Origin of the sequence: Marinomonas ushuaiensis DSM 15871, assembly GCF_000521805.1 — a bacterium.
In the GTDB taxonomy this organism is placed as follows: Bacteria; Pseudomonadota; Gammaproteobacteria; order Pseudomonadales; family Marinomonadaceae; genus Marinomonas; species Marinomonas ushuaiensis.
This window is the reverse complement of record NZ_JAMB01000001.1, coordinates 146,323-169,944: the sequence shown is the minus strand read 5'-3', so window position 1 is coordinate 169,944 and position 23,622 is coordinate 146,323. Positions and strand designations below refer to the sequence as shown.

The 23,622-nt window shown below is 40.8% G+C and carries 22 protein-coding genes and 1 pseudogene; 17 read left to right on the top strand and 6 right to left on the bottom strand.

The annotated features are described in order from the left end of the window. Positions 1 to 60: 60 nt before the first annotated feature. Together yidC and mnmE are read left to right on the top strand one after the other, a co-directional pair. Entirely contained in the window at positions 61 to 1,716 is a 1,656-nt protein-coding gene (yidC, locus tag MUS1_RS00725) for a membrane protein insertase YidC (RefSeq protein WP_036157713.1), read from the top strand. Positions 1,717 to 1,850: 134 nt separating this feature from the next. Continuing rightward, the gene (gene mnmE / locus MUS1_RS00720; protein WP_036157710.1) at positions 1,851 to 3,230 is read left to right on the top strand and encodes a tRNA uridine-5-carboxymethylaminomethyl(34) synthesis GTPase MnmE; all 1,380 of its coding nucleotides are present in this window, start codon (positions 1,851 to 1,853) and stop codon (positions 3,228 to 3,230) included. Between the two features lie 33 nt (positions 3,231 to 3,263). Here the strand turns inward: mnmE and MUS1_RS00715 are convergent, their stop codons facing one another. The 3 genes from MUS1_RS00715 to acuR all read right to left on the bottom strand — a co-directional run bounded on the left by MUS1_RS00715 (position 3,264) and on the right by acuR (position 6,196). After that, positions 3,264 to 4,421, bottom strand: coding sequence for a glycerate kinase family protein (locus MUS1_RS00715; RefSeq protein WP_036157707.1), 1,158 nt, complete (start codon positions 4,419 to 4,421; stop codon positions 3,264 to 3,266). Between the two features lie 43 nt (positions 4,422 to 4,464). Continuing rightward, a complete protein-coding gene (gene acuI / locus MUS1_RS00710) occupies positions 4,465 to 5,451 on the bottom strand; it encodes an acrylyl-CoA reductase (NADPH) (RefSeq protein WP_036157705.1) in 987 nt (328 codons plus the stop codon). A gap of 76 nt (positions 5,452 to 5,527) precedes the next feature. Then, the gene (acuR, locus tag MUS1_RS00705; protein WP_245595701.1) at positions 5,528 to 6,196 is read right to left on the bottom strand and encodes an acrylate utilization transcriptional regulator AcuR; all 669 of its coding nucleotides are present in this window, start codon (positions 6,194 to 6,196) and stop codon (positions 5,528 to 5,530) included. A 138-nt stretch (positions 6,197 to 6,334) separates the two neighbouring features. Here acuR and MUS1_RS00700 point away from each other — a divergent pair. From MUS1_RS00700 to MUS1_RS00635, 14 genes and pseudogenes are all read left to right on the top strand, one after another. Continuing rightward, positions 6,335 to 6,884: pseudogene (locus MUS1_RS00700) on the top strand (zinc-binding dehydrogenase); the annotation flags it as partial. A gap of 819 nt (positions 6,885 to 7,703) precedes the next feature. Further along, positions 7,704 to 9,593, top strand: a complete 1,890-nt coding sequence (gene mnmG / locus MUS1_RS00695; RefSeq protein WP_036157703.1) for a tRNA uridine-5-carboxymethylaminomethyl(34) synthesis enzyme MnmG — start codon at positions 7,704 to 7,706, stop codon at positions 9,591 to 9,593. A 53-nt stretch (positions 9,594 to 9,646) separates the two neighbouring features. After that, positions 9,647 to 10,273 (top strand): 16S rRNA (guanine(527)-N(7))-methyltransferase RsmG, encoded by a 627-nt coding sequence (rsmG, locus tag MUS1_RS00690; RefSeq protein WP_036157701.1) that lies wholly within the window; start codon positions 9,647 to 9,649, stop codon positions 10,271 to 10,273. 3 nt (positions 10,274 to 10,276) lie between these two features. Then, on the top strand, positions 10,277 to 11,044 hold the full coding sequence (locus MUS1_RS00685; protein ID WP_036157699.1) for a ParA family protein: 768 nt from the start codon (positions 10,277 to 10,279) through the stop codon (positions 11,042 to 11,044). A 42-nt stretch (positions 11,045 to 11,086) separates the two neighbouring features. Beyond that, a complete protein-coding gene (locus MUS1_RS00680) occupies positions 11,087 to 11,968 on the top strand; it encodes a ParB/RepB/Spo0J family partition protein (RefSeq protein ID WP_036157697.1) in 882 nt (293 codons plus the stop codon). Positions 11,969 to 12,131: 163 nt separating this feature from the next. Then, positions 12,132 to 12,539, top strand: a complete 408-nt coding sequence (locus MUS1_RS00675) for an ATP synthase subunit I (protein ID WP_051436020.1) — start codon at positions 12,132 to 12,134, stop codon at positions 12,537 to 12,539. A 47-nt stretch (positions 12,540 to 12,586) separates the two neighbouring features. Further along, positions 12,587 to 13,414 carry a F0F1 ATP synthase subunit A gene (atpB, locus tag MUS1_RS00670; protein ID WP_036157691.1) on the top strand — a complete coding sequence of 276 codons (828 nt, stop codon included), beginning with the start codon at positions 12,587 to 12,589 and terminating at the stop codon, positions 13,412 to 13,414. 62 nt (positions 13,415 to 13,476) lie between these two features. Continuing rightward, entirely contained in the window at positions 13,477 to 13,734 is a 258-nt protein-coding gene (gene atpE, locus MUS1_RS00665; RefSeq protein ID WP_036157682.1) for a F0F1 ATP synthase subunit C, read from the top strand. Between the two features lie 54 nt (positions 13,735 to 13,788). Next, on the top strand, positions 13,789 to 14,259 hold the full coding sequence (locus MUS1_RS00660; RefSeq protein WP_036157681.1) for a F0F1 ATP synthase subunit B: 471 nt from the start codon (positions 13,789 to 13,791) through the stop codon (positions 14,257 to 14,259). Between the two features lie 11 nt (positions 14,260 to 14,270). Further along, positions 14,271 to 14,807 carry a F0F1 ATP synthase subunit delta gene (locus tag MUS1_RS00655; protein WP_036157680.1) on the top strand — a complete coding sequence of 179 codons (537 nt, stop codon included), beginning with the start codon at positions 14,271 to 14,273 and terminating at the stop codon, positions 14,805 to 14,807. A gap of 38 nt (positions 14,808 to 14,845) precedes the next feature. Beyond that, positions 14,846 to 16,390 (top strand): F0F1 ATP synthase subunit alpha, encoded by a 1,545-nt coding sequence (gene atpA, locus MUS1_RS00650; RefSeq protein WP_036157673.1) that lies wholly within the window; start codon positions 14,846 to 14,848, stop codon positions 16,388 to 16,390. A gap of 86 nt (positions 16,391 to 16,476) precedes the next feature. Then, on the top strand, positions 16,477 to 17,337 hold the full coding sequence (atpG, locus tag MUS1_RS00645) for a F0F1 ATP synthase subunit gamma (RefSeq protein ID WP_036157670.1): 861 nt from the start codon (positions 16,477 to 16,479) through the stop codon (positions 17,335 to 17,337). Between the two features lie 29 nt (positions 17,338 to 17,366). Continuing rightward, the gene (atpD, locus tag MUS1_RS00640; protein ID WP_036157667.1) at positions 17,367 to 18,743 is read left to right on the top strand and encodes a F0F1 ATP synthase subunit beta; all 1,377 of its coding nucleotides are present in this window, start codon (positions 17,367 to 17,369) and stop codon (positions 18,741 to 18,743) included. Between the two features lie 64 nt (positions 18,744 to 18,807). After that, positions 18,808 to 19,227, top strand: a complete 420-nt coding sequence (locus MUS1_RS00635; RefSeq protein ID WP_036157663.1) for a F0F1 ATP synthase subunit epsilon — start codon at positions 18,808 to 18,810, stop codon at positions 19,225 to 19,227. A 119-nt stretch (positions 19,228 to 19,346) separates the two neighbouring features. On the opposite strand, the gene MUS1_RS00630 is transcribed toward MUS1_RS00635, so the two are convergent. Then, a complete protein-coding gene (locus MUS1_RS00630) occupies positions 19,347 to 20,087 on the bottom strand; it encodes a TrmB family transcriptional regulator (protein ID WP_036157660.1) in 741 nt (246 codons plus the stop codon). A 114-nt stretch (positions 20,088 to 20,201) separates the two neighbouring features. Here MUS1_RS00630 and tcdA point away from each other — a divergent pair, with 114 nt between their 5' ends. Beyond that, on the top strand, positions 20,202 to 20,981 hold the full coding sequence (gene tcdA, locus MUS1_RS00625) for a tRNA cyclic N6-threonylcarbamoyladenosine(37) synthase TcdA (protein WP_036157657.1): 780 nt from the start codon (positions 20,202 to 20,204) through the stop codon (positions 20,979 to 20,981). Between the two features lie 37 nt (positions 20,982 to 21,018). Here tcdA and MUS1_RS00620 read toward each other — a convergent pair whose 3' ends face one another. Together MUS1_RS00620 and MUS1_RS00615 are read right to left on the bottom strand one after the other, a co-directional pair. After that, a complete protein-coding gene (locus tag MUS1_RS00620) occupies positions 21,019 to 22,773 on the bottom strand; it encodes a M14 family metallopeptidase (protein ID WP_036157655.1) in 1,755 nt (584 codons plus the stop codon). Beyond that, positions 22,770 to 23,621 (bottom strand): ABC transporter permease, encoded by an 852-nt coding sequence (locus MUS1_RS00615; RefSeq protein WP_036157647.1) that lies wholly within the window; start codon positions 23,619 to 23,621, stop codon positions 22,770 to 22,772. Before MUS1_RS00615 ends, MUS1_RS00620 begins: the two co-directional genes overlap by 4 nt. Between the last annotated feature and the right edge of the window lies 1 nt (position 23,622).

Genomic DNA, 23,622 nt, shown 5'->3' with positions numbered 1-23,622 from the left:
CGTGATTTTTATAAGGGTTCTCTGAACCTATTGTCCAACCAAACAAATTAGTTGAATACCATGGATTTCAGACGTTACTTTTTATGGGGTGCGCTTTTTATCAGTGGCTACCTGCTGTTTTTACAGTGGAACCAAGATTATGGTTCTCAGTCCACTCAAAGTGTAGCTCAAAGCTCTCAGGAACAATCTGAGACAAGCACTCAACATAGCAATGATTTGCCTTCGGCAACTCAAAGCACAAACGACGCCAATGCCATAATTCCTCAGGATGCGACACAAATCGCACCAGGGAAACTGATTGTAGTAACCACAGATACTTTGCGTGTTGCTATTAATCCAGTAGGCGGTGACCTTGTTGAAGCGGCTCTTCTTCAATACAAAAAAGAATTAGGCAAGCCTGATTCATTTGTGATCTTAGAAGATGGCGCAGAACGAACTTATGTCACTCAAAGTGGCTTGATTGGTCAAAACGGTCCTGATGCTTCTGCTGAAGGTCGTCCTGTTTACCAATCCGAGCAAACGTCATACACCTTAATGGATGGTGAAGACTCGCTTGATGTGAACCTTTATTACACGGATGCGAAAGGGGTGAAATACACCAAAACTTTCCGCTTCACTAAAGGTAAGTATCGTATCCGTCAATTGATTACGGTAGACAACACATCGCCGTCAATTTGGCGCGGTAACTTGTTTGCTCAAATCAAACGCGATAATACAGATGATCCAAGCCAAGCAACTAGCATGGGATTACAGCCTTACTTAGGTGGTGCAATCTCTGATGAAGAAAACAAGTACAACAAGGTTTCTTTCTCCGATATGGAAGATGAGCCTGTTAAAAAATCGACTACTCAAGGTTGGGTAGCGGTTTTACAACATTACTTTGTTTCTGCTTGGATTCCTGAACAAGGCCAAAAAGTTACCTTGCAAGCTCGTACTAACAATGGTTTTAACATCATTGGTTTTACTGGTTCTCCAGTTGAAATTGCACCAGGTAAACAAGGTACTTTAGCGTCGACGTTCTATGTTGGTCCAAAACTGCAAGATCAACTTGAAGAAACTGCTGAAAACCTAGACCTTACTGTCGATTACGGTTGGTTGTGGTGGTTGGCTAAACCTTTATTCTGGTTGCTAACAATCATTCAATCTGTGGTTATCAACTGGGGTGTCGCTATTATCCTGATCGTAGTCTGTGTGAAAGCGATCTTCTTTAAGCTTTCTGCAGCAAGCTACCGTTCTATGGCGAAAATGCGTAAATTCGGACCTGAAATTGCTAAGCTGAAAGAACAATATGGTGATGATCGTCAGAAGATGTCGCAAGAAATGATGTCTTTATATAAGAAAGAAAAAATTAACCCATTGGGTGGTTGTTTGCCAATTTTGGTACAGATGCCAGTTTTCCTTTCTTTGTACTGGGTATTAATGGAATCGGTTGAATTGCGTCATGCGCCATTCTTCTTATGGATTAATGACTTATCATCTATGGACCCTTACTTTGTACTGCCTATTTTGATGGGTGTGAGTATGTTTGGCCAACAGATGCTTAATCCAACACCTCCAGATCCAATGCAAGCTCGAATTATGAAGATCATGCCTATCGCATTTACGTTCTTCTTCTTATGGTTCCCTGCTGGTTTGGTTCTATACTGGGTATGTAACAACACCTTGTCTATTATACAGCAGTACATCATTACCAAACGTATCGAAAGGCAAGCTTAACACGCTAAGTGTGACCTTTAATTTCGATAGAAAAAGGCTTCCCATTGGGAGGCCTTTTTTACGTTTAGATTGCCATGACTTCCTTGCTAACGGACAATAGTAAATATTCTTGTTTCATCGTACAGAGTGTAATTATGACTGATTTCCAATACGCCACAGACCAAGACACAATTGCCGCGCAAGCCACTGCTCCAGGCCGAGGTGGCGTAGGGATAATTCGTTTATCAGGCCCGAAAAGCCTAGAAATCGCGAAACAAATTGTTGGTTTTGAACCCACACCTCGTTATGCCCATTATGTGCCATTTAAAGACGCCGCCAGTGAACAACTTGATATGGGGCTAGCCTTATATTTTCCTGGGCCAAATTCGTTTACCGGTGAAGATGTCTTTGAACTTCAAGGCCATGGCGGTCCGGTCATTATGGATATGCTATTGAGCCATTGTGTTGCTCTTGGCGCTCGATTAGCTCGACCAGGTGAATTCTCAGAAAGGGCTTTCATGAACGACAAAATGGACTTAACTCAAGCAGAAGCCATTGCCGATTTGATTGATAGTACCTCAGAGCAAGCCGCAAAATGTGCGTTACGTTCTTTGCAAGGTGCGTTTTCAAAACGTGTCGACGAATTGGTTGAAGCCTTAATTCATCTACGAATTTACGTAGAAGCCGCTATCGATTTCCCTGAAGAGGAAATCGACTTTATTGGCGATGGTAAAGTCGCCAATGAACTCGCTGGCATTCAGACTAAATTACAAATGGTTTTAAAAGAAGCGAATCAAGGTGCTTTGATTCGTGAAGGAATGAACGTCGTTATCGCTGGTCGTCCAAATGCGGGTAAATCCAGCTTGTTGAATGCTTTGTCAGGTAAAGAGTCTGCCATTGTCACCAACATTGAAGGCACAACTCGCGATGTATTACGTGAACACATTCATCTTGATGGAATGCCTTTACATATAATAGATACCGCCGGTTTACGGGACAGCCCAGATGAAGTGGAGCGTATTGGTATTCAGCGCGCATGGGACGAAATCAGCAAAGCCGATCGCATTTTAATGATGGTCGACAGCCAATCTATTAATAGTAAAGACCCAAGCGAAATCTGGCCTGAATTTATGGAGAAACTCGGTGATACCCGTCATTTAACGCTGGTGCGCAATAAAGTAGATTTGACCAAAGAAAGTACCGGTATAGAGACTATTCAAGGCGTCTCTGTGGTCTCTTTATCAGCAAAAACAGGAGAGGGTGTTTCTGATCTGACGGATCATTTAAAAGCCGTTATGGGCTTCGACAGCACAACAGAAGGTGGGTTTATCGCTCGTCGTCGACACATAGAAGCTCTTAATAAAGCAAAGCGCTTCCTTGATGCTGGTAATGAGCAATTACATGGCTTTGGCGCAGGGGAATTACTGGCTGAAGACCTAAAAGAAGCACAACAAGCGTTAAGTGAAATCACTGGCGCATTCACCAGTGATGACTTACTTGGCCGTATCTTTGGTTCATTCTGTATCGGGAAATAATTTGGAAAACCTCAGTTAATGGTCAAAGGTAAATTAACTGAGGTTTTGGCCTAACATAAGCATTGATGCGATATTTCGTGATGAACTAATCAGATTATTTTCGGCTTGAGCCAACACATTATCTAGACTGTCTAAAGCTGGAATAATGGGGAAAATAGCCAACATACCGTGAGCCAAAATAGCGTCTGCTTCTTTGCCTAAACTACCAGCAATCCCAATGGTCGCAACGCCTTTCATATTGGCCTGTTTTAAAACGCCCATTGGGGTTTTACCAAAAACCGTTTGCCCATCAATTCGCCCTTCACCTGTAATCACTAAATCCGCACCTTCCAATATATCAGCAAATCCAACGGTTTCCATGACGATTTCGATGCCAGGTTTTAATGTGGCATTCAAGAAGGTTTTTACACCTAATCCCATGCCGCCTGCGGCACCAGCACCAGGCTCTAAACGATGATCTTCAAAGCCAGATTGTGCAATGACATCAGCAAAATACGCCAAAGTATTATCTAGCGAAGTAACTATTTCAGGTGTTGCACCTTTTTGAGGGCCAAAAATAGCAGAAGCGCCACGCTCGCCACATAAAGGGTTATCTACATCACAAGCAACATCTATCTGACATAGGGAAAGTAAAGGATGAATTTGAGACGTATCAATGTTCTTAAGTTGCGCGAGAGCCTCACCGCCAAAAGCAAGTTCTTGCCCTTTATCATCTTTAAATTGAATACCGAGTGCTTGCGCCAATCCTGCACCAGCATCATTCGTTGCACTACCACCGAGCCCTAAAACGATGTGTTTAATCCCTCTATCTAAGGCATCTTTGATCAGTTCACCCGTACCAAAACTGGTCGTATAAAGCGGATTTCTTTGCTCTCTTGGTACCAAGTGCAGACCAGAAGCAGAAGCCATTTCAATCACGGCTGAGGTTGCTAATTCTCCTTCTTTGGCTCCCAAAATACCGTATTGCGCCATGACTTTATTACCCAATGGCCCAGTAACTTCAAGATCAACAAAGTGCCCTTGAGTGGCATCAACCATAGATTGAACGGTTCCTTCACCACCATCCGCCATCGGTACTTTAATGTATTCTCCATCCGGGAAAATATAGCGAAAACCGATTTCAATGGCCTTAGCAACTTGTAAAGCGGTTAGGCTTTCTTTAAAAGAGTCTGGCGCAATAATAATTTTCATATTCGTCCTTTTCTCGGCAATTAAAGAGAAGAGACCAAGTGTTTTATTGATTTTTAACCTTCACTAAAACTCGGCCACGTACCTTACCATCAAGCAATTTATAGGCCGTTTCTACGACATCGTCCAATCCGATCTCTGTACTAATAACATCATAATCTTGTGCGGTCAGTAATTCGCTTAATCTTTGCCATGCTTCAATGCGGTCTGCTTTTGGACGCATAACACTGTCGATACCAATTAAACGCACGCCTCGAAGAATAAAAGGCGCAACAGAAGCAGGGAAGTCCATTCCCTGTGCAAGTCCACAAGAGGTAACTACACCACCATATTTGGTGCTCGCACAAGCATTAGCAAGGGTATGACTGCCAACACAATCAATAACGCCAGCCCAGCGCTCTTTTTGTAACGGTTTACCCGGTTCAGATAACGTTGCTCGGTCGATGATTTCATTGGCTCCTAAAGACATCAGATAATCCGTTTGCTCCATTCGACCAGTTGAAGCGACAACGCGGTAACCTAGTGAATGCAATAAGCGAATCGCAAAACTCCCCACGCCGCCATTAGCACCCGTTACCAATATTTCGCCTGAATCAGGTGTAACGCCTTGTTTTTCAAGTGCTAAAACAGAAAGCATAGCAGTATAGCCTGCTGTACCTATTGTCATAGCTTGATTTGGGTCTATACCTTTGGGTAAAGGAATCAACCAATCACTTTTGAGTTTGGCTTTTTCAGCCAATCCGCCCCAATGAACTTCACCGACACCAAACCCATTTAACAAAACCCAATCACCTTGGTTAAAAGCAGTAGAATCGCAGTGATTAACCTGACCAACCAAATCAATACCAGGAACCATAGGAAAAGAGCGTACAACAGGCGCTTTACCTGTGATTGCCAAACCATCTTTATAATTTAATGTGCTGTAATGCACATCGACTAATACATCGCCTTCAGGTAATTGATCTTCATTTATATCAACGACTTGGGCTGATTGTTTTTTGTCTTTTTGAGTTATTAATAAGCCTTTAAACATAAAATCTCCAAATTTAGACCAATCGTCTATTTAATTAACAAAAAAAGCTAAGTGAAAACTTAGCTTCTAAAAAGAATTACTTAGTTAGCTGTACTGTTTGTAAGAAAAAACCTAAGAAAGCGGATAACGGCTGAGTACTTTTCACCAATCGAGCACGATGAACTGCGCCTTCCCAGCCAATCCAGAAAATTTGTGACATGTCTTCTACAGTCTGATCACTGGTTACTTCTTTTTGCTTTTGACCTTCAGCTAAGCAACTCGCTACACGGTTTTGCCAGCTAACATAGGTTTCCTGTAAACGCAGACGAAAAGTGTCCGACAATAAAATAGACTCTTGCTCTAAATTACCGACTAAGCACCCTCGCTTAAAATCATGGCGAATAATCCCAATTTCAGCGTCTTGAGCAAAATTTCGTAGTCGTTGCAAAGGCGTAAAAGCATCATCTAATAAAAACCTGTCTAATTTTTTTTCAAAGTAACGGCAATAACGTTCAAGAACAGCAAGACCGAAGGCTTCTTTACTAGAAAAGTAGTGGTAAAAAGAGCCTTTAGGAACACCAACCGATCTGAGTATCGGGTCAATACTACTACTTACAAAACCGGCTTCTGTGAGGACTTGCATGCCTGCACGCAATAAAGACTCACGAGTATCGAGTGTATCCATTGGTTGCTTTTTGGGGCGGCCACGACGAGGCTTATCCGATAAAGCACTTATTAAATGTTTTTCATCAACGAAATTAGACAAGGTTAATGACCTATTAAAATCAAGTATGAAAAACAATTTAGACCAATCGCCTATTAAAATCAAATTTAGATTAAATATTTATAATAACTGTGTAGGAAAAATTTAATTTTCTCTTTTTATAACAAAGGTTAAGCTAATTATCAGAACGTTAAAGCAGGTGATAAAGTCGGCGTTTTAGGTATGGGCGGTTTAGGCCATATAGGGGTGAAATTCGCTAAAGCATTGGGCGCTGAAGTAACTATTTTTACACGTTCTGAAAGCAAAATAGCAGAGGCAAAAAAACAAGGTGCTGATCATGTCATTGTTTCAACGGATGCAGATCAAATGAAAGCCGCAGCTACGACCTTTGACTATCTATTAGATACAATTCCTGTTCAACATAATTTGAATCCATACCTAAACTGCTTAAAGGTTGATGGAACCCACATTTTAGTCGGGTTAATTGAGCCAATAGAACCTACTATTCATTCTGCAAGCTTAGTATTGAAGCGTCGTGTTCTAACTGGATCTTTAATGGGTGGTATTGCAGAGACACAATAGGTTTTGAACTTCTGTGTTGAACACGATATAAAATCGTGATGCTGAAATGATTAATATCCAAGACATAAACCAAGCTTACCAACGAATGAAACAAGGTGATGTGAAGTATCGCTTCATCATTGATATGAAAAGCTTAAAGAATAGCTAATCTCACCGTTTAGTCGGTTGCTAATAAGCCACCAATGAAACCTTTGATCTTTTGCTTCATTTGCAGAAGGTTAGAGGTTTTTTTATACATTTGATACCTTGCATTCTTTCCCTAACTCGCTAAACCATCAATTCACACCTTTTTTATAGCCATTTTATAAAAAATGGCCTTACAAAATAAAAGTTACTCACAAGTTGAAATTCTAAAAAAAAATTATATGTTTTTATAATGCTTAAAAAGCTATATAGATCAGTACCTCTAAGTATTATCCACTTAATAAAAATAATTTTTTTTATCTAAAAAGAATTTTTATATTTTTTTCTTGTGGATTAATTTTTTATTTATTCTCCTCTGAGAAGCCCATAAAAAAATAAAATCGCTTAAAAAACAAATAGTTGAAATTAAAAAACATAAAAAATATAGCTGTTGATAAGTACGGTGATAGGTTGATAAGAAGTTTTGCACAGTTTTTAACAACTTAGAGGTTAATTTCAAGGAGTGTATAAGTGGTACTTTTATGCACAGGTTTAGGTTATCCACAACACAGGATAAAAGGGGTGGAATTAACAAGATGTTATCTATGTAATCTATTGATATATAAGAAAAATAGAAACTTATATACAGATTTTCTCTTACTATATAAACATAACAATAACAAAAGATCTTATATACTTACTTATATATATTAATATTGATGACCGGGGAAGGCGGGTTCGATCGCTTTCTTTTTGAAAATTAGCCTATATACTAAGCGGCCTAATCAAGCGTTGATCGTTTTTTATTCATTTATCCTGTTTATTTAGTAATACCGAGGTTCCCGTGGATTTCCCAAGTCGTTTTGATGTAATTGTGGTTGGTGGCGGACACGCTGGTACAGAAGCGGCTTTGGCTGCAGCACGTATGGGTGTCAAAACATTATTACTTTCTCACAACATTGAAACTTTAGGACAAATGTCCTGTAACCCAGCCATTGGTGGTATTGGGAAGTCACATCTTGTAAAAGAAATTGATGCTTTGGACGGTGCTATGGGTTTAGCAACCGATCAAGCCGGTATTCAATTTCGAACTTTGAACTCTCGAAAAGGCCCCGCTGTGCGAGCAACACGTGCTCAAGCTGACCGTATTTTATATAAAGCGGCCATTCGACATAAATTAGAGAATCAAGAAAACCTATGGCTTTTTCAACAATCTGCTGAAGATCTAATCGTTGAAGATGGTGAAGCTCGAGGTGTTATCACACAAACTGGTATACGTTTTAACAGCAAAACGGTTGTATTAACGGCCGGTACTTTTTTAGGTGGTGTTATACACATTGGATTACAAAATCACTCTGGTGGCCGAGCAGGTGATCCTCCATCCATTGGTTTGGCTGAAAAATTACGCGCTTTACCATTTCGAGTTGATCGCTTAAAAACTGGAACACCACCTCGAATTGATGCACGTTCTGTTGATTTTTCTCAGATGCAGGCACAACCTGGTGATGATATAACACCGGTTATGTCTTACATGGGGAATCGCGCTATGCATCCTCGTCAGATTGAATGTTTTATCACTCATACCAACGAACGCACTCATGACATTATTCGTTCTGGTATGGATCGTTCACCTATGTACACAGGTGTGATTGAAGGTGTTGGTCCACGTTACTGTCCTTCAATTGAAGATAAAATAGTTCGTTTTGCCGATAAAAATTCACATCAGATTTTCATCGAACCTGAAGGTTTAACCACACACGAGCTATACCCAAATGGTATTTCGACATCTTTGCCGTTTGATGTACAAATTGAATTAGTTCGTTCTATGAAAGGAATGGAAAACGCTCATATTATTCGTCCTGGTTATGCCATTGAATACGATTACTTCAATCCTCAAGATTTAAAATATTCTTTAGAAACCAAACATATGCCAGGGTTGTTCTTTGCTGGACAAATCAATGGTACAACCGGCTACGAAGAAGCTGGAGCTCAAGGTTTACTTGCTGGCTTGAACGCAGCATTGCTTGCTCAAGACAAAGAAGCTTGGACACCTCGACGTGATGAAGCGTACCTTGGCGTGCTGGTAGACGACTTGATAACCATGGGAACTAAAGAGCCTTATCGCATGTTTACCAGTCGAGCGGAATATCGATTGATTCTTCGTGAAGATAATGCAGATATGCGTTTGACAGAAAAAGGTCGAGAACTTGGTTTAGTTTCAGATGAGCGTTGGGCGGCTTTTTGTAAAAAACGTGAAGCCATAGAAGTTGAAACAGAACGTCTTAAGTCAACTTGGATTGTACCGAATTCACCAGAATCAGAAGTACTTAACCCAAAATTAGAAACGCCAATTACTCATGAGTACAGCTTACTAGAACTGCTTAAACGTCCTAATATTGTTTATTCTGATATCGCAAACTTAAAAAATATACCTGACGAATCTGTGGATGAGCAAGTTTCAGAGCAGGTTCAAATTGCTGTGAAATATTCTGGCTACATTACTCGTCAAGCAGAAGACATTGAGCGTTTACGTCGACAAGAAAACACACCATTACCTGATGATTTAGATTACAGTAACATGGAAGGCTTATCGAATGAGGTGAAGCAAAAGCTGACTGAAATTCGTCCTGCAACACTTGCGGCCGCTTCTCGGATTCAAGGTATCACACCTGCTGCGGTATCCTTGCTGCTTATTCATTTGAAAAAACGTGCCATTGCACGAAAAAGTGCCTAATATCATCGGCCGATAATTCTTTATTACTTTTTATTTATTGAAATGGATCGACTGTGACACATTTTGAAACCATTCAAAAAGGCGCCCAAGAAATGGGTGCCTCTTTATCTGATGAAACCATTCAGACACTTGTTAACTATTTAGGAATGCTTGAAAAGTGGAATAAGGCTTATAACCTGACTGCTATTCGAGATGTGGAACAGATGATTTCCTTGCATTTACTCGATAGTTTGGCGACGTTACCCTATATAACCGGTGAAAATATTATCGATGTTGGTACTGGCCCGGGTCTACCTGGTATGGTGCTTGCTATATGTTACCCTGAAAAACGTTTTACGCTTTTAGACAGTAATGGTAAGAAAACACGTTTTTTAACTCAGGTTAAGATGGATTTGCACATCGATAATGTCACTGTGGCGAATGAAAGAGTAGAGAAGCATCGTTATCAAGGTGATTATGATCATGTTATTTCACGTGCGTTTGCTTCTTTGCAAGATATGATCAATTGGACTTTACCTTTACCTAAAGAAACAGGTAATTTTTTAGCCATGAAAGGTGTGTACCCTAGTGACGAAATAGCAGCACTGCCAAAAGAAGTAGATGTCGTTTTAGTAGAGCCTCTTAATGTGCCAAATATTCAAGCGGAGCGTCACATGGTCGTGATGACGCGTAAAGGATAAATAATGGCTAGAACTATCGCGGTTACCAATCAAAAAGGTGGTGTTGGAAAGACTACCACCTGTGTCAACTTAGCCGCATCGCTTGCTGCAATGAAACGTCGAGTTTTACTTATTGATCTTGACCCTCAAGGTAACGCTACGACAGGAAGCGGCTTGATAAAAGGTGAGCTAGAAACCAGTGTTTATGATGTTCTTATTGGTTCTCACGGTGTTAAAGAGGTAATGAAAAAAAGTATGCCTGGTGAATACTGGGTATTGCCTGCTAATGGTGATTTGACTGGTGCTGAGGTGGCTTTGTTAGATTTACCAAGTAAAGAAACCCGACTTCGAGCGGGGCTTTATGAGGTCGATAATGATTTTGACTATATCTTGCTAGATTGTCCTCCATCTTTAAATATGCTCACCGTAAATGCGTTAGCAGCGTCTCAAGGCGTGCTTATTCCAGTGCAATGTGAATATTATGCCTTGGAAGGATTAACTGCTTTACTGCAAACTATAGAACGCATTACTCAAGTATTAAACCCATCACTTGAGGTCGAAGGCATCCTACGAACTATGTATGATCCTCGCCCTAGTTTGACACACGATGTTTCTGGTCAACTCCATAAATATTTTGGTGATAAAGTATATGACACGGTTATACCGAGAAATATTCGATTAGCTGAATCCCCAAGCTATGGATTACCTGTTTTACACTACGAAAAACAATCTCGTGGTGCTGTCGCTTATCTGGCTTTAGCGGGTGAGTTTATTCGTAAGAGTGTAGTGTAGACTGCTTAATAAAAAATACTTGTACAAATTAGGGTTGATCAAATGACGATAAAAAAAAGAGGTCTAGGTCGTGGCTTAGATGCATTATTAGCACCACAAACTGCAGTAAATAAAGAGCAGAGTGACTCTAATAATGATCAAATAAAAGGCTTAACCTATCTACCTGTTGAGTGGCTTTCTAAAGGAAAGTTTCAACCTCGTCGTGACATGAATCCTGCGCAACTAGAAGATTTGGCATCTTCTATTCGAACTCAAGGCATAATGCAGCCTATTGTTGTTCGACCTAATGGCCACAATCAATATGAAATCATCGCTGGAGAACGTCGTTGGCGTGCCGCTAAACTTGCTGATTTGACGCAAGTCCCTGTTATTATTCGCCATGTTGAAGATGCTGATGCTGTGGTATTAGCGCTTATTGAAAACATTCAACGTGAAGATTTAAACCCAGTAGAAGAAGCGCTTGCGTTACAGCGTCTAATTGAAGATTTTCATCTTACACAACAAGAAGTTGCAGATACCGTTGGTAAATCTAGATCAACTGTTGCCAATTTGTTGCGTCTATTGGGGTTAACACCAGAAGTTCGTCGTTTATTAGAACATGGTGATATTGAAATGGGTCATGCGAGAGCCCTTATTCCTTTAGAGCATGACAAACAAATACAAGCCGCTTCACAAGTAGTGACTAAATCTTTGTCTGTTCGTGAGACTGAGAGGTTGGTTAAAAACTTTCAAGTCGTTGACAAAATTGATGATAACAAACCTATCTTGCCTGATTTGAGTGCAGAAGCTGAGCGTATCAGTCAAAAGATTAACGCAGCCGTAAAAATTCAGCCATCTGCAAAAGGAAAAGGCAAACTTGTTATCGAGTATCGTAACCCAGAACACTTAGAACTCTTGATAAGTGAACTCCTTGAAGATAAATAAGTAACTTTTATAAGTTATTTATTTCTACCCAAGCAAGATAGCTAGAAAGTTATTTTGCTATTCGGTTTAAGTTGAATACAGCAGCTATTAACCATATAATGCCTCGAATTTTATAAAACATCACATTGATTGCACTTTTACAGTGCGCAATAGAGAGTGAGTAATGGAAGTAAATAAGCCGCTAAGTGCAAGCGCAATTGTTAGCGCGAAAAAGCGAGCTGTATTTCGTTTTGTCCTATTACAATTTTTACTCACTATTTTTATATCCTTGGGAATTTTTTACATTGTTGACGGTCTTAGTTCTTACTCTTTTTTATTAGGAGCCTGGTCAAGTATTTTGCCAAGTATTTATATGGCGTGGCGGGTTTTTGGGTATAAAGGTGTTCGGTCAGCAAAAGATGTCGTGAGATCATTTTATCGTGGAGAAGCCGGTAAGTTGGTGATGACAGCGGTTTTAGTGTCGCTGGTTTTTCTTTGGATAAAACCTTTGTCTGCAGAGGCTTTTTTTGCAGGTTTTGGTGTCGCAATTTTGAGCCATTGGCTCAGTCCTATCTTGCTAAAGAATAGTTAGTAATGAAGGAATACAGTTTTAATCATTAAGAGAGCGTGGATGTAAATATGGCAAGTGAAAATCCAAATGCTTCCGAATATATAAAGCATCACCTTCAGAATTTGACTTATGGTCAGCATCCTGATGGTAGCTGGGGTATTGCGGAAACAGCACAAGAAGCAGCTGATATGGGCTTTTGGGCGATTCATTTAGATACAATGGGTTTCTCAATTGGTCTTGGTATCTTATTTTTATGGTTGTTTAGAACGGCGGCAAAAAAAGCGTCAACGGACACCCCAAAAGGGCTTCAGAATTTTGTAGAGATAATGGTCAGCTTTGTCGATAACTCCGTCAAAGAAAGTTACCACGGTAAAAGTAAAGTCATTGCGCCGTTGGCCTTGACTATTTTTGTGTGGATCTTCTTGATGAACTTGATGGATTTGATTCCGGTTGATTTTATTCCAAGAATTGCGCATGACGTATTTGGGTTGAATTACTTTAAAATTGTACCGACAACAGATATGAATGCCACTATTGGTATGTCTTTGTCAGTATTTGCCCTCATTATATTTTACAGTATTAGTATTAAAGGCTTCGGAGGATTTGTTAAAGAGTTAACTTTGCAGCCTTTCAACACACCTATTATGATTCCATTTAATTTTATTTTGGAAATGGTTGGTTTGTTGGCTAAGCCAGTCTCATTAGCGTTACGTTTATTCGGTAACCTATATGCTGGTGAGTTGATCTTCATCTTGATTGCCGTGTTACCTTGGTTCGCACAATGGGCTTTGTCAGTACCATGGGCAATATTCCATATATTAATTATTACCTTGCAAGCATTTATTTTCATGATGCTGACCATTGTATATCTAAGTATGGCAAGCGAAGAGCATTAATGATTTTGTAATACCCTTGTTTTTTAAACCTTGTAAATTAAAACTTAAAGTTAGGAGTTAAAATGGAACTAGTAGTAAGTATGACGGCTATCGCAGTAGCAATGCTAATTGGCTTTGCTGCATTGGGTACGGCCATTGGTTTTGCCATCTTAGGTGGTAAATTTCTAGAAGCAAGCGCTCGTCAACCAGAGCTTGCACCTATGTTGCAAACTAAAATGTTTATCGTAGCTGGTCTTTTGGATGCAGTTTCTATGATCGGTGTTGGTATCGCTTTGTTCTTTACATTCGCGAATCCTTTTATTGCTCAGGTTGCTGGCTAAGATTTCAATTGAAATTGAAAGCTTTTTTAAACGACTTAGAGCGAGGATATTAGCGTGAATTTGAATCTCACACTTATAGGCCAAGCTATTTCGTTTGCCATTTTCGTCTGGTTCTGCATGAAATTTGTGTGGCCACCAGTCATTGCTGCGCTCGAAGAGCGTAGCAAGAAAATTGCAGACGGCTTAGAAGCAGCAAATCGTGCTTCACGTGATCTTGAATTGGCACAAGAACAAGCCAACCAATTACTACGTGAAAGCAAAGATAATGCGGCCGATATAATTGAACAAGCCAATAAACGTGCGAACCAAATGATTGAAGAGGCTAAAGAACAAGTGATTGCTGATGGCAAACGCTTGCGCAAAGCAGCTCAAGCAGAAATTGAACAAGATGTATTGCGTGCGAAAGAAGCATTGCGTGCTCAAGTTTCCGTTCTTGCATTTGCTGGTGCCGAAAAGATTTTGGGAACCACCATTGACGAAAAAGCACATAGCGAGATCGTTGAACAGCTCGCCAAAGAGCTTTAAGCGAGGGTCTAATGGCTGAATTAAAAACAGTCGCGCGACCGTATGCTAAAGCGGTTTTTGAAGTTGCTCGAGAGCAAGGTCAAGTTACAGAATGGGCTGATATGTTAAACATATTGGCTACTGTAACGCTTGAACCTAAGCTTAAGAAAGCGCTTGGAAATCCAGCTTTTAGTGCGGAAGAGAAGGCAAACGCTCTGGCTGATGTCTGTGCAGAAGCTACAACAGAACAAGGGAAAGCCTTTTTGCTTACCCTTGCTGAAAATAAGCGTTTATCGCTTATTCCAGCTATTTCTGAGTTGTTTTTACAGTTCAAACTGAAATTTGAAAAAGCCGTAAATGTTAACTTTACGTCAGCATTCGAATTATCAGCAGAACAAGCACAAGCATTAGCCGATTCATTGAGTAAAAAGTTAGATCGTAAGATTAACTTGATCAATGAAACTGACGCGAGCCTGATTGGTGGCGTGGTTATACGTACAGGTGACTTAATCATCGACGGTTCGGTACGCGGTAAATTAGCGAAACTGTCCGAGGCGATAAACTCCTAGAGTTTCGTTAAATCGAAACCAGGGTTGAGGAATTTAGCATGCAGCAACTGAATCCATCTGAGATCAGCGAGATTATTAAGAAGCGCATCGACAACCTCGATGTGACTTCTGATGCCCAAAATGAGGGTACAATTGTCAGCGTGGCAGACGGTATCGTTCTGATCCACGGTTTGGCAGATGTTATGTACGGGGAAATGATTGAATTCCCTGGTGGTGTTTACGGTATGGCCCTTAACCTAGAGCGTGACTCTGTTGGTGCGGTTGTATTGGGTCAATACCAAGACCTTGTAGAAGGTCAAAAAGTTAAATGTACAGGTCGTATTTTGGAAGTTCCAATTGGACCTGAATTGCTTGGTCGTGTTGTTGATGCATTGGGTAATCCAATCGACGGCAAAGGCGATATCAATGCAAAATTAACTGATAAAGTTGAGAAAGTGGCTCCGGGCGTTATCGAACGTCAGTCAGTAGATCAACCGATTCAAACTGGTTATAAAGCCATTGATGCCATGGTGCCAATTGGTCGTGGTCAACGTGAGTTGATCATCGGTGACCGTCAGATTGGTAAAACAGCATTAGCTATCGATACCATTATTGCTCAGAAAAACAGTGGCATTAAATGTGTTTATGTAGCGATTGGTCAGAAGCAATCTACTATTGCAAACGTAGTACGTAAGCTTGAAGAAGCTGGCGCGATGGAATACACCACTGTTGTTGCAGCGGGTGCATCTGATCCAGCGTCTATGCTTTTCCTAGCGCCATACACTGGCTGTACTATGGGTGAATATTTCCGCGATCGCGGTGAAGACGCTTTGATAGTTTATGATGATTTGACGAAACAAGCTTGGGCTTACCGTCAAATATCTTTGCTTCTTCGTCGTCCGCCAGGTCGTGAAGCTTACCCTGGTGATGTTTTCTACCTTCACTCTCGTCTTCTTGAGCGTGCGTCTCGTGTAAACGTTGACTATGTAGAAAAATTCACTAACGGTGAAGTGAAAGGTAAAACAGGTTCTTTGACTGCTTTGCCAATCATCGAAACCCAAGGTGGTGACGTATCTGCTTTCGTACCAACCAACGTTATCTCCATCACAGATGGTCAGATATTCTTGGAAACGAGCTCGTTTAATGCGGGTATTCGTCCAGCGATGAACGCCGGTATTTCGGTATCTCGTGTTGGTGGTGCCGCGCAAACTAAGATTGTCAAAAAACTTGGCGGTGGCGTTCGTCTTGCTTTGGCTCAGTATCGTGAATTGGCGGCTTTCGCTCAGTTTGCATCTGACCTAGACGAAGCGACTCGTAAGCAGCTAGAACACGGTAAACAGGTTACTGAACTGATGAAACAAAAGCAGTTCTCTCCTATGCCAGTAGCTGATATGGGCGTAGTTCTTTACGCTGCTAATGATGGCTTCCTTGAAGATGTTGAAACAAGCAAAATTGGTAGTTTTGAAGCTTCTTTGTTGGGTTATATGAACAGCGAACATGCTGATCTAATGGCTGACATTAACAAAACTGGTGATTTTAACGGCGAGATTGAAGCGACACTTAAAGCGGCAATCGAGAAGTTTAAAGCGACGCAAACTTGGTAATGACTTTGGTGACAAGCTAATTATTTTAGTTTGTCGCCATCTTCTTGCAGTTTGTGAAATAACATTCTCACAAGGGCAGTTCTATTATGGCAGTCGGAAAAGAGATACGTACTCAGATTTCGAGCATTAACAATACGCGTAAAATTACTCGTGCTATGGAAAAAGTAGCGGCAAGTAAAACGCGTAAAGCTCAGGATCGTATGGCCGCTTCTCGTCCGTATGCGGAACGAATTCGCCAAGTAGTTGGCCATTTGGCTAACGCGAATCCTGAGTATAAACACCGTTACCTTACCGAGCGTGAGGCGAAGCGTGTTGGTTATATCGTGATCTCTTCTGATCGTGGTTTATGTGGTGGTTTGAACGTTAATGTGTTCAAAGCAGCTATCAAAAATATGAAACAGTTTGCTGATTCAGGTGTTGAAATTGACATTTGTACAATTGGTTCTAAAGCCGTTTCATTTTTTCGTAACTACGGCGGAAATGTAACATCTGCTTTCACTGGTTTAGGCGATGCGCCTAAAGCTGACGATTTAGTTGGTAGTGTGAAAGTGATGCTAGATGCGTTTGATGAAGGTCGTATCGATCGTCTTTTTGTGGTTTCAAATGAGTTTGTGAACACCATGACTCAGAACCCAACGGTTGAACAACTTTTGCCATTAAAAGCAGAAGAGAATGCAAAATTAAAGCACCACTGGGATTACATTTATGAGCCAGAACCTGTTGAAATTTTAAACGAGTTGTTGGTTCGTTATATTGAATCTCAAGTATATCAATCAGTTGTTGAAAATATTGCGTGTGAACAAGCAGCTCGTATGCTTGCTATGAAAAACGCAACGGACAACGCTGGCGATATCATTGATGAATTACAGCTGGTGTACAACAAGGCTCGTCAAGCAGCAATTACTCAGGAAATTTCTGAGATAGTCAGCGGCGCGGCAGCGGTTTAAGGTATTTAGGTTTTTAAGAGGATCCGAACATGAGTAGCGGACAAATCGTACAAATTATAGGCGCTGTTATCGACGTGGAATTCCCACGTGATAGTGTGCCAAAAGTATATGATGCCCTGACTATTGAGGGAAAAGAGTTGGTGTTGGAAGTTCAACAACAACTAGGCGACGGTATCGTTCGTACCATCGCTATGGGTTCAACTGATGGTATGAAACGTGGTTTGGCTGTTGAAAACACAAATAAACCAGTTTCTGTACCTGTTGGTACAAAAACTTTAGGACGTATTATGGACGTTCTAGGGAATCCTATTGATGAGAAAGGCCCGATCGGAGAAGAAGAGCGTTGGTCAATTCACCGTTCAGCACCTTCATACTCTGAACAGTCTTCTAGTAACGAATTGCTAGAAACTGGTATCAAGGTAATCGACCTTGTTTGTCCTTTCGCAAAAGGTGGTAAAGTTGGTCTGTTTGGTGGTGCCGGTGTTGGTAAAACCGTAAACATGATGGAGCTTATCCGTAACATCGCAATCGAGCACAGTGGTTACTCTGTATTCGCTGGTGTTGGTGAGCGTACTCGTGAGGGTAACGACTTTTACCATGAGATGACAGATTCGAATGTAATCGATAAAGTATCTCTAGTATACGGTCAAATGAACGAGCCACCAGGTAACCGCTTACGGGTTGCTTTGACTGGTTTGACAATGGCAGAGAAATTCCGTGACGAAGGTCGTGACGTACTTTTCTTCGTAGATAACATCTACCGCTATACGCTTGCTGGTACAGAAGTATCTGCATTGCTAGGTCGTATGCCATCTGCAGTAGGTTACCAGCCTACACTTGCTGAAGAGATGGGTGTTCTTCAAGAACGTATCACCTCTACGAAGACTGGTTCTATCACATCTGTTCAAGCGGTATACGTACCTGCGGATGACTTGACTGACCCGTCTCCAGCAACGACGTTCTCTCACTTGGACGCAACCGTTGTATTGTCTCGTGATATCGCATCTTTGGGTATTTACCCAGCGATTGATCCTCTGGATAGTACTTCACGTCAGCTTGATCCTCTTGTAATTGGTCAAGAGCATTATGACGTAGCACGTGGCGTTCAAATGGTATTGCAACGTTACAAAGAATTGAAAGACATTATCGCAATCTTGGGTATGGACGAGTTATCTGAAGAAGATAAGCAAACGGTTAACCGTTCTCGTAAAATCCAGCGTTTCTTGTCTCAGCCTTTCTTCGTAGCAGAAGTATTCACAGGCGCTCCAGGCAAATATGTTTCTTTGAAAGACACTATTCGTGGCTTTAAAGGCATCTTAGATGGTGAGTTTGATGATCTTCCAGAACAAGCGTTCTACATGATTGGTAGCATCGACGAAGCCGTCGAGAAAGCTAAGAAACTTTAACCATCACGCGTAGTAAAGGCGCTGCAAAGTGCTTTTACTAAGTATGACTTAAGAGAGGCAACTTATGGCTATCACAGTACACTGCGATATCGTAAGCGCTGAACAAGAGATTTTTTCCGGTACGGTTCAATCTCTTGTGGCTGCAGGCAGCTATGGTGATCTAGGTATTTTTCCTGGTCACGCTCAGTTGTTAACAACTCTGCAACCAGGTCCTGTTCGTGTGGTTAAAGAAAATGGTGATGAAGAGCATATCTTCGTGTCAGGTGGCTTCTTAGAAGTTCAACCTCACCGGGTCACCGTCTTGGCTAATACCGCTATTCGTGCAAGAGATTTGGATGAAGAAGCAGCACTAGAAGCTCAAAAGCACGCTCTTGAACTTTTAGCAGAGCAGAAACCTGATGTCGACTACACTCGTGCGACAGCGGAATTAGTGGAAGCTATGGCCCGTTTGCGTACTATTCAGCAGTTCCGCAGTAATACCTAAGCGGTAAGACTGAGTTTGTAAGTCAAAAAAAGCAGCCTCTATCCCAAGAAGGCTGCTTTTTTATTGCCTGTATTTTAGAGTTCGATCTATTACTAAAGTGTTAATTCTTTCTCGAAGCGCTAAAGCATCTTCCACAGCGTATCAAAGATAATTTGCTGAGCTTTGGCGATGTCTTTTGATTCTAGAACCACCGCAGAAGGAAAATTGTTACTTGCCAATGAAATGATGGCACATTTTGGCGGATAGATAGCAATATAACTGGCATCGACAGAGCCCTCAGTTTTTATCCATTTACGTTCCGATAGCTCGGCCTCTTCACCACCGTCACCCAATGCTATTACCTTTACGTTGATCCCTAACTTCACTCGTTGCTTGGTATAGTTTGGAAAAGGGCGGTATAAGAATGGACGAATGGGTTTAGAAGAAAATACACAATATTCTTTATGGTCTTGTTGGGACACCACGTTTAGAATATCGCGCAAAACCCATTCAATGCCATCATCTCCCTCGTAATATCGTACGTTGGTTTGATGATAATCAGGCTGTTGTTGGTGCAGATTGGGAATAATCGAGGTTTTTAAGTTTTCAATTGTTTTATCTAAGCGATTACGCTTTTCTTCTGCAAGGTTAAGTAAAATATCTGGATTCTCAGCCGTAAAAAATCGCCGCTTTCCTTTGGGGAAATAACTAACAACACCTTTGCTTTGTAATTGTTTAAGCGATTCGTAAGCGGTCCCTCGATTAATGCCGCTGTGCTCAGCAATATCTCGTATAGAAGAAGGGCCAAGCTTTAGCAAGGTTTGATAAAGTTGAGCTTCTCTTGGTGTTAGACCGAGCTGTTCAAAAGCTTGTTGAATCATAGGGCTCACAGTGTGTAGTCATAATTTATAAAATATAATCCGTATTTATTATTCCAAAGAATACACGTATTGAAAGAAAAAAGTGCAAAACGATACACAGCAGAGGAGAGAAACGTGACAGATGAACAACGATTTGGTGGTATTCGTCGTTTATACGGAGATGCAGCTTATGAGGCCTTTTCTCAAGCTCATGTATGCGTTATTGGTATTGGTGGTGTTGGTTCTTGGGCCGCAGAAGCCTTGGTACGTTCAGGCATAGGGAAAATTACACTAATCGACATGGATGATGTTTGTATTACCAACACAAATCGTCAAATTCATGCATTGGAAGGAACAGTCGGCCAGTCTAAAGTTGATGTTATGGCTGAGCGGTTGGTTCTTATCAATCCTAACTGTCAAATAACCACAATCGAAGATTTTATTACCCCTGAAAACCTATCTGAGCTTCTTTCAGAGCCATTTAATTACATTATCGACTGCATTGATAGCATCAAACCAAAAGCAGCTCTTGTCGCCTGGTGTAAGCGTAATAAGCGAAAAATGATCACGATAGGTGGTGCTGGCGGACAAACAGACCCAACTAAAATACAAACGGGTGATTTATCCTTGACTGTAGGTGACCCATTAGCGGCTAAGTTGCGTAATTTTTTACGGCGTTATTATAACTTCAGCCGTAATACGAAACGCCGATTTAATATTGAGTGTGTTTATTCTGTCGAAGAATTGAAGTACCCACAGGGTGATGGAACGGTATCGAAAGATAGAGTGAAGGGGGATACAGAAACAAAAATGAATTGTGACACGGGTTTTGGCGCTAGTACTGCAGTTACTGCTTCTTTTGCCTTTGTGGCTGTTTCGAGAGTACTTGAAAGAATATCTAAAACAGTTAGTTAAGCGAGGAGTGCGATTCCCCTCACTTAACGATTCATTATTATCGTTTTGATGACAATAATTGATGTACTTCATAAGCGGCAAGTACCGTTGCTGTTTGTACATCATGGCCTGTAACGAAGTCTTCGCCGTAAAGCGTCTCATCAGGATATTCGGTGATAAGCTGCATTGGAATGTCTTCTGGTTTGCTTTGGGAAATTAAACAAGGAAAGCCATTTATTATGCGGAAGTTTGTTTCGCCTGCGTGTTTTTTATAAAGCTTAATTTGCTCGTTGTTAAAATCAAGCACACCTGGGATTTTAATCAGCTTTAACGTCACTAGATGAGTAAACTCTTCTGCGTAGGCCGACCATTTCTCTTCTGGGTTGTGTCTAATAATGAGAAAAAAACCTTTAGGTATAGTCCACATGTCAAAACCACGAGGGACATAGCCCGAAAGAGGTCGTGTCCATTCATGAGACGGGTAACCATGAAGGTTTATATGTAACTGAGCATGACTAATCTTTCTTGCTTTATGACGAATTTCTTTTTCATATAGATGCCCTTTATTACGATATTCTAAATCGTCACCTAATGCCGTATATCGAGAAGCATGATGCATATGGAAAGGGTTATCTGTAATTAATCTTTGGTGTAAAGCATAGCCATCTGGGTTTTCTTGTGGCGAAATAGTAAAGTGGCTACCTTCTTGTTTATTCAATACTTTTGCTGCTCGCAACGTCCCAATTACGCCAGTAGTTTCATTTGCATGCTGGCCTCCACTTATCATCACAGGGAAGTCTGATCCTTTGTGATAGCGAGCATTGATTATTCTTCCTGTTATGGATTCTGCTGTAAAATTAGACCCTATGATGGTTTCTAATTCTGTTTGTACTTGCTCCATACTAATCGGAGCATTAGCACAATCTAACGTTTGCTGACCTGTCGTGCTTTGAGCATCATAAGGCCGAGTTTCTATACAAAGACTAAGGCTATCTTCATTCCTATAATGTATTTCGGGTACGATTTGTCCTGGTTGGCCTTCTCTGTCATTAGGCTGGTATCCAACCTTTACTTTGAACCATTCCTGTATTGAAAAGTAAAAGTCTTCATGCAAGGCTTCACTGAGACTGATTACCTCATGTTTATAGGGAAGTGGCTGGTCTTTCCAAGGCAAAAAAACTTTTATATTAAGTTCTTCAAAATACGGTTCTGAATCTTTCCATGTATATTCAGAAATCGCCTCCATGCCTTCAGAAAAAAGGCGCTCATAATCTGTTACGAGACGTTCGTTTAAAGTGATAACACCCTCTGAGTTGGTTATTCTTAACCAACCACTTGGGGACAAATTCGTTTGCTTAATACAATCTTGATGAAGATGATTGGGAGCAAAAACAGTGAATTTAGACTGAACGCCTGCATCAGAATGCAAAATAATCTGGTAAGCATCCGTCATTTTTTCATTAGCAACGAAATGAACAGGTGATTTTTTTATCAGCGCAGACAGAGGGTAAGTCTCTAATAAAAAACGTTTTTCTGATGCGGCTTTATGTAAAGGATAGTGAACTTCTATATTCTTAATATTGCTTGATAATACATCTATCTCTTCCAAAAAAAAGTGCAATAGTGGTTTATATGCACTGCGTAACTTAGCATTAACGCCGTGTTTCGAAAGCTCTTTTTCAGCCCGCTGTCGATGGCTTTTATCGCCAAATACCCATGCCTCTATAAGTTGATCTTGATACTCAATTTTTCCAAATTTTTCGATTAATTGATTAATTGTAGATTCGATAGTGGTTGAATAAATACAGTTCATCGAGACGTCTTACCTGTTGGGTCAAGGCTGTCACGAAGCCAATCACCTAATAAATTTAAGCCTAAAACAGTTAATAAAGTAGCCAATCCAGGAAACACACTGACCCACCAAGCGTTTTGAATATAAGTACGCCCATCCGCTAACATACCGCCCCAACTTGGAGTAAGAGGATCTACGCCAAGACCGAGGAACGTTAAGCTACTTTCTAAGAGAATGTTATTAGCAACATTAAGAGTGGTTAGAACAATGACTGGGCCTATTAAATTAGGTAAAAGATGACGGAATAAAATATTAAAATGACTTACACCAATGGCTTCAGCAGATTGAATAAATTCCCTATCGCGCAATGAAAGAACGGATCCTCTTACTAATCTTGCGTATTGAACCCATTGAGAAATAATCAATAGAAAGATCATGTTACCTAGACCACCACCGACAATAGCAATAAAGGTAATGGCTAATAAAATAAATGGCATGGCTAGCTGAACGTCAGCAAAACGCATCACAATAACATCCCAAAAACCGCGGTAATAGCCGGAGATTAGCCCCATAATCACACCTAATACAACTGCTCCGGCAACCGATAAAAAGCCGACTTGTAAGGACACTTTTCCGCCGGCAACCACTCGACTCATAATGTCTCGCCCTAGAGGGTCTGTACCAAAAAAATGCTCAGCATGGGTAAAGGGTTCTAATAAACGAGCAGATAAATTTATTTTATCGGCGTCTGGAAATAATAAATCCGAAAAGAGAACTAAGAAGCAAATACCGCCTGTTAGCAGAACCCCTAGAATAAACTCTAAACTTTTATAATTAGATAAAGTTGTACTAAAACGTTTCGTTGACATC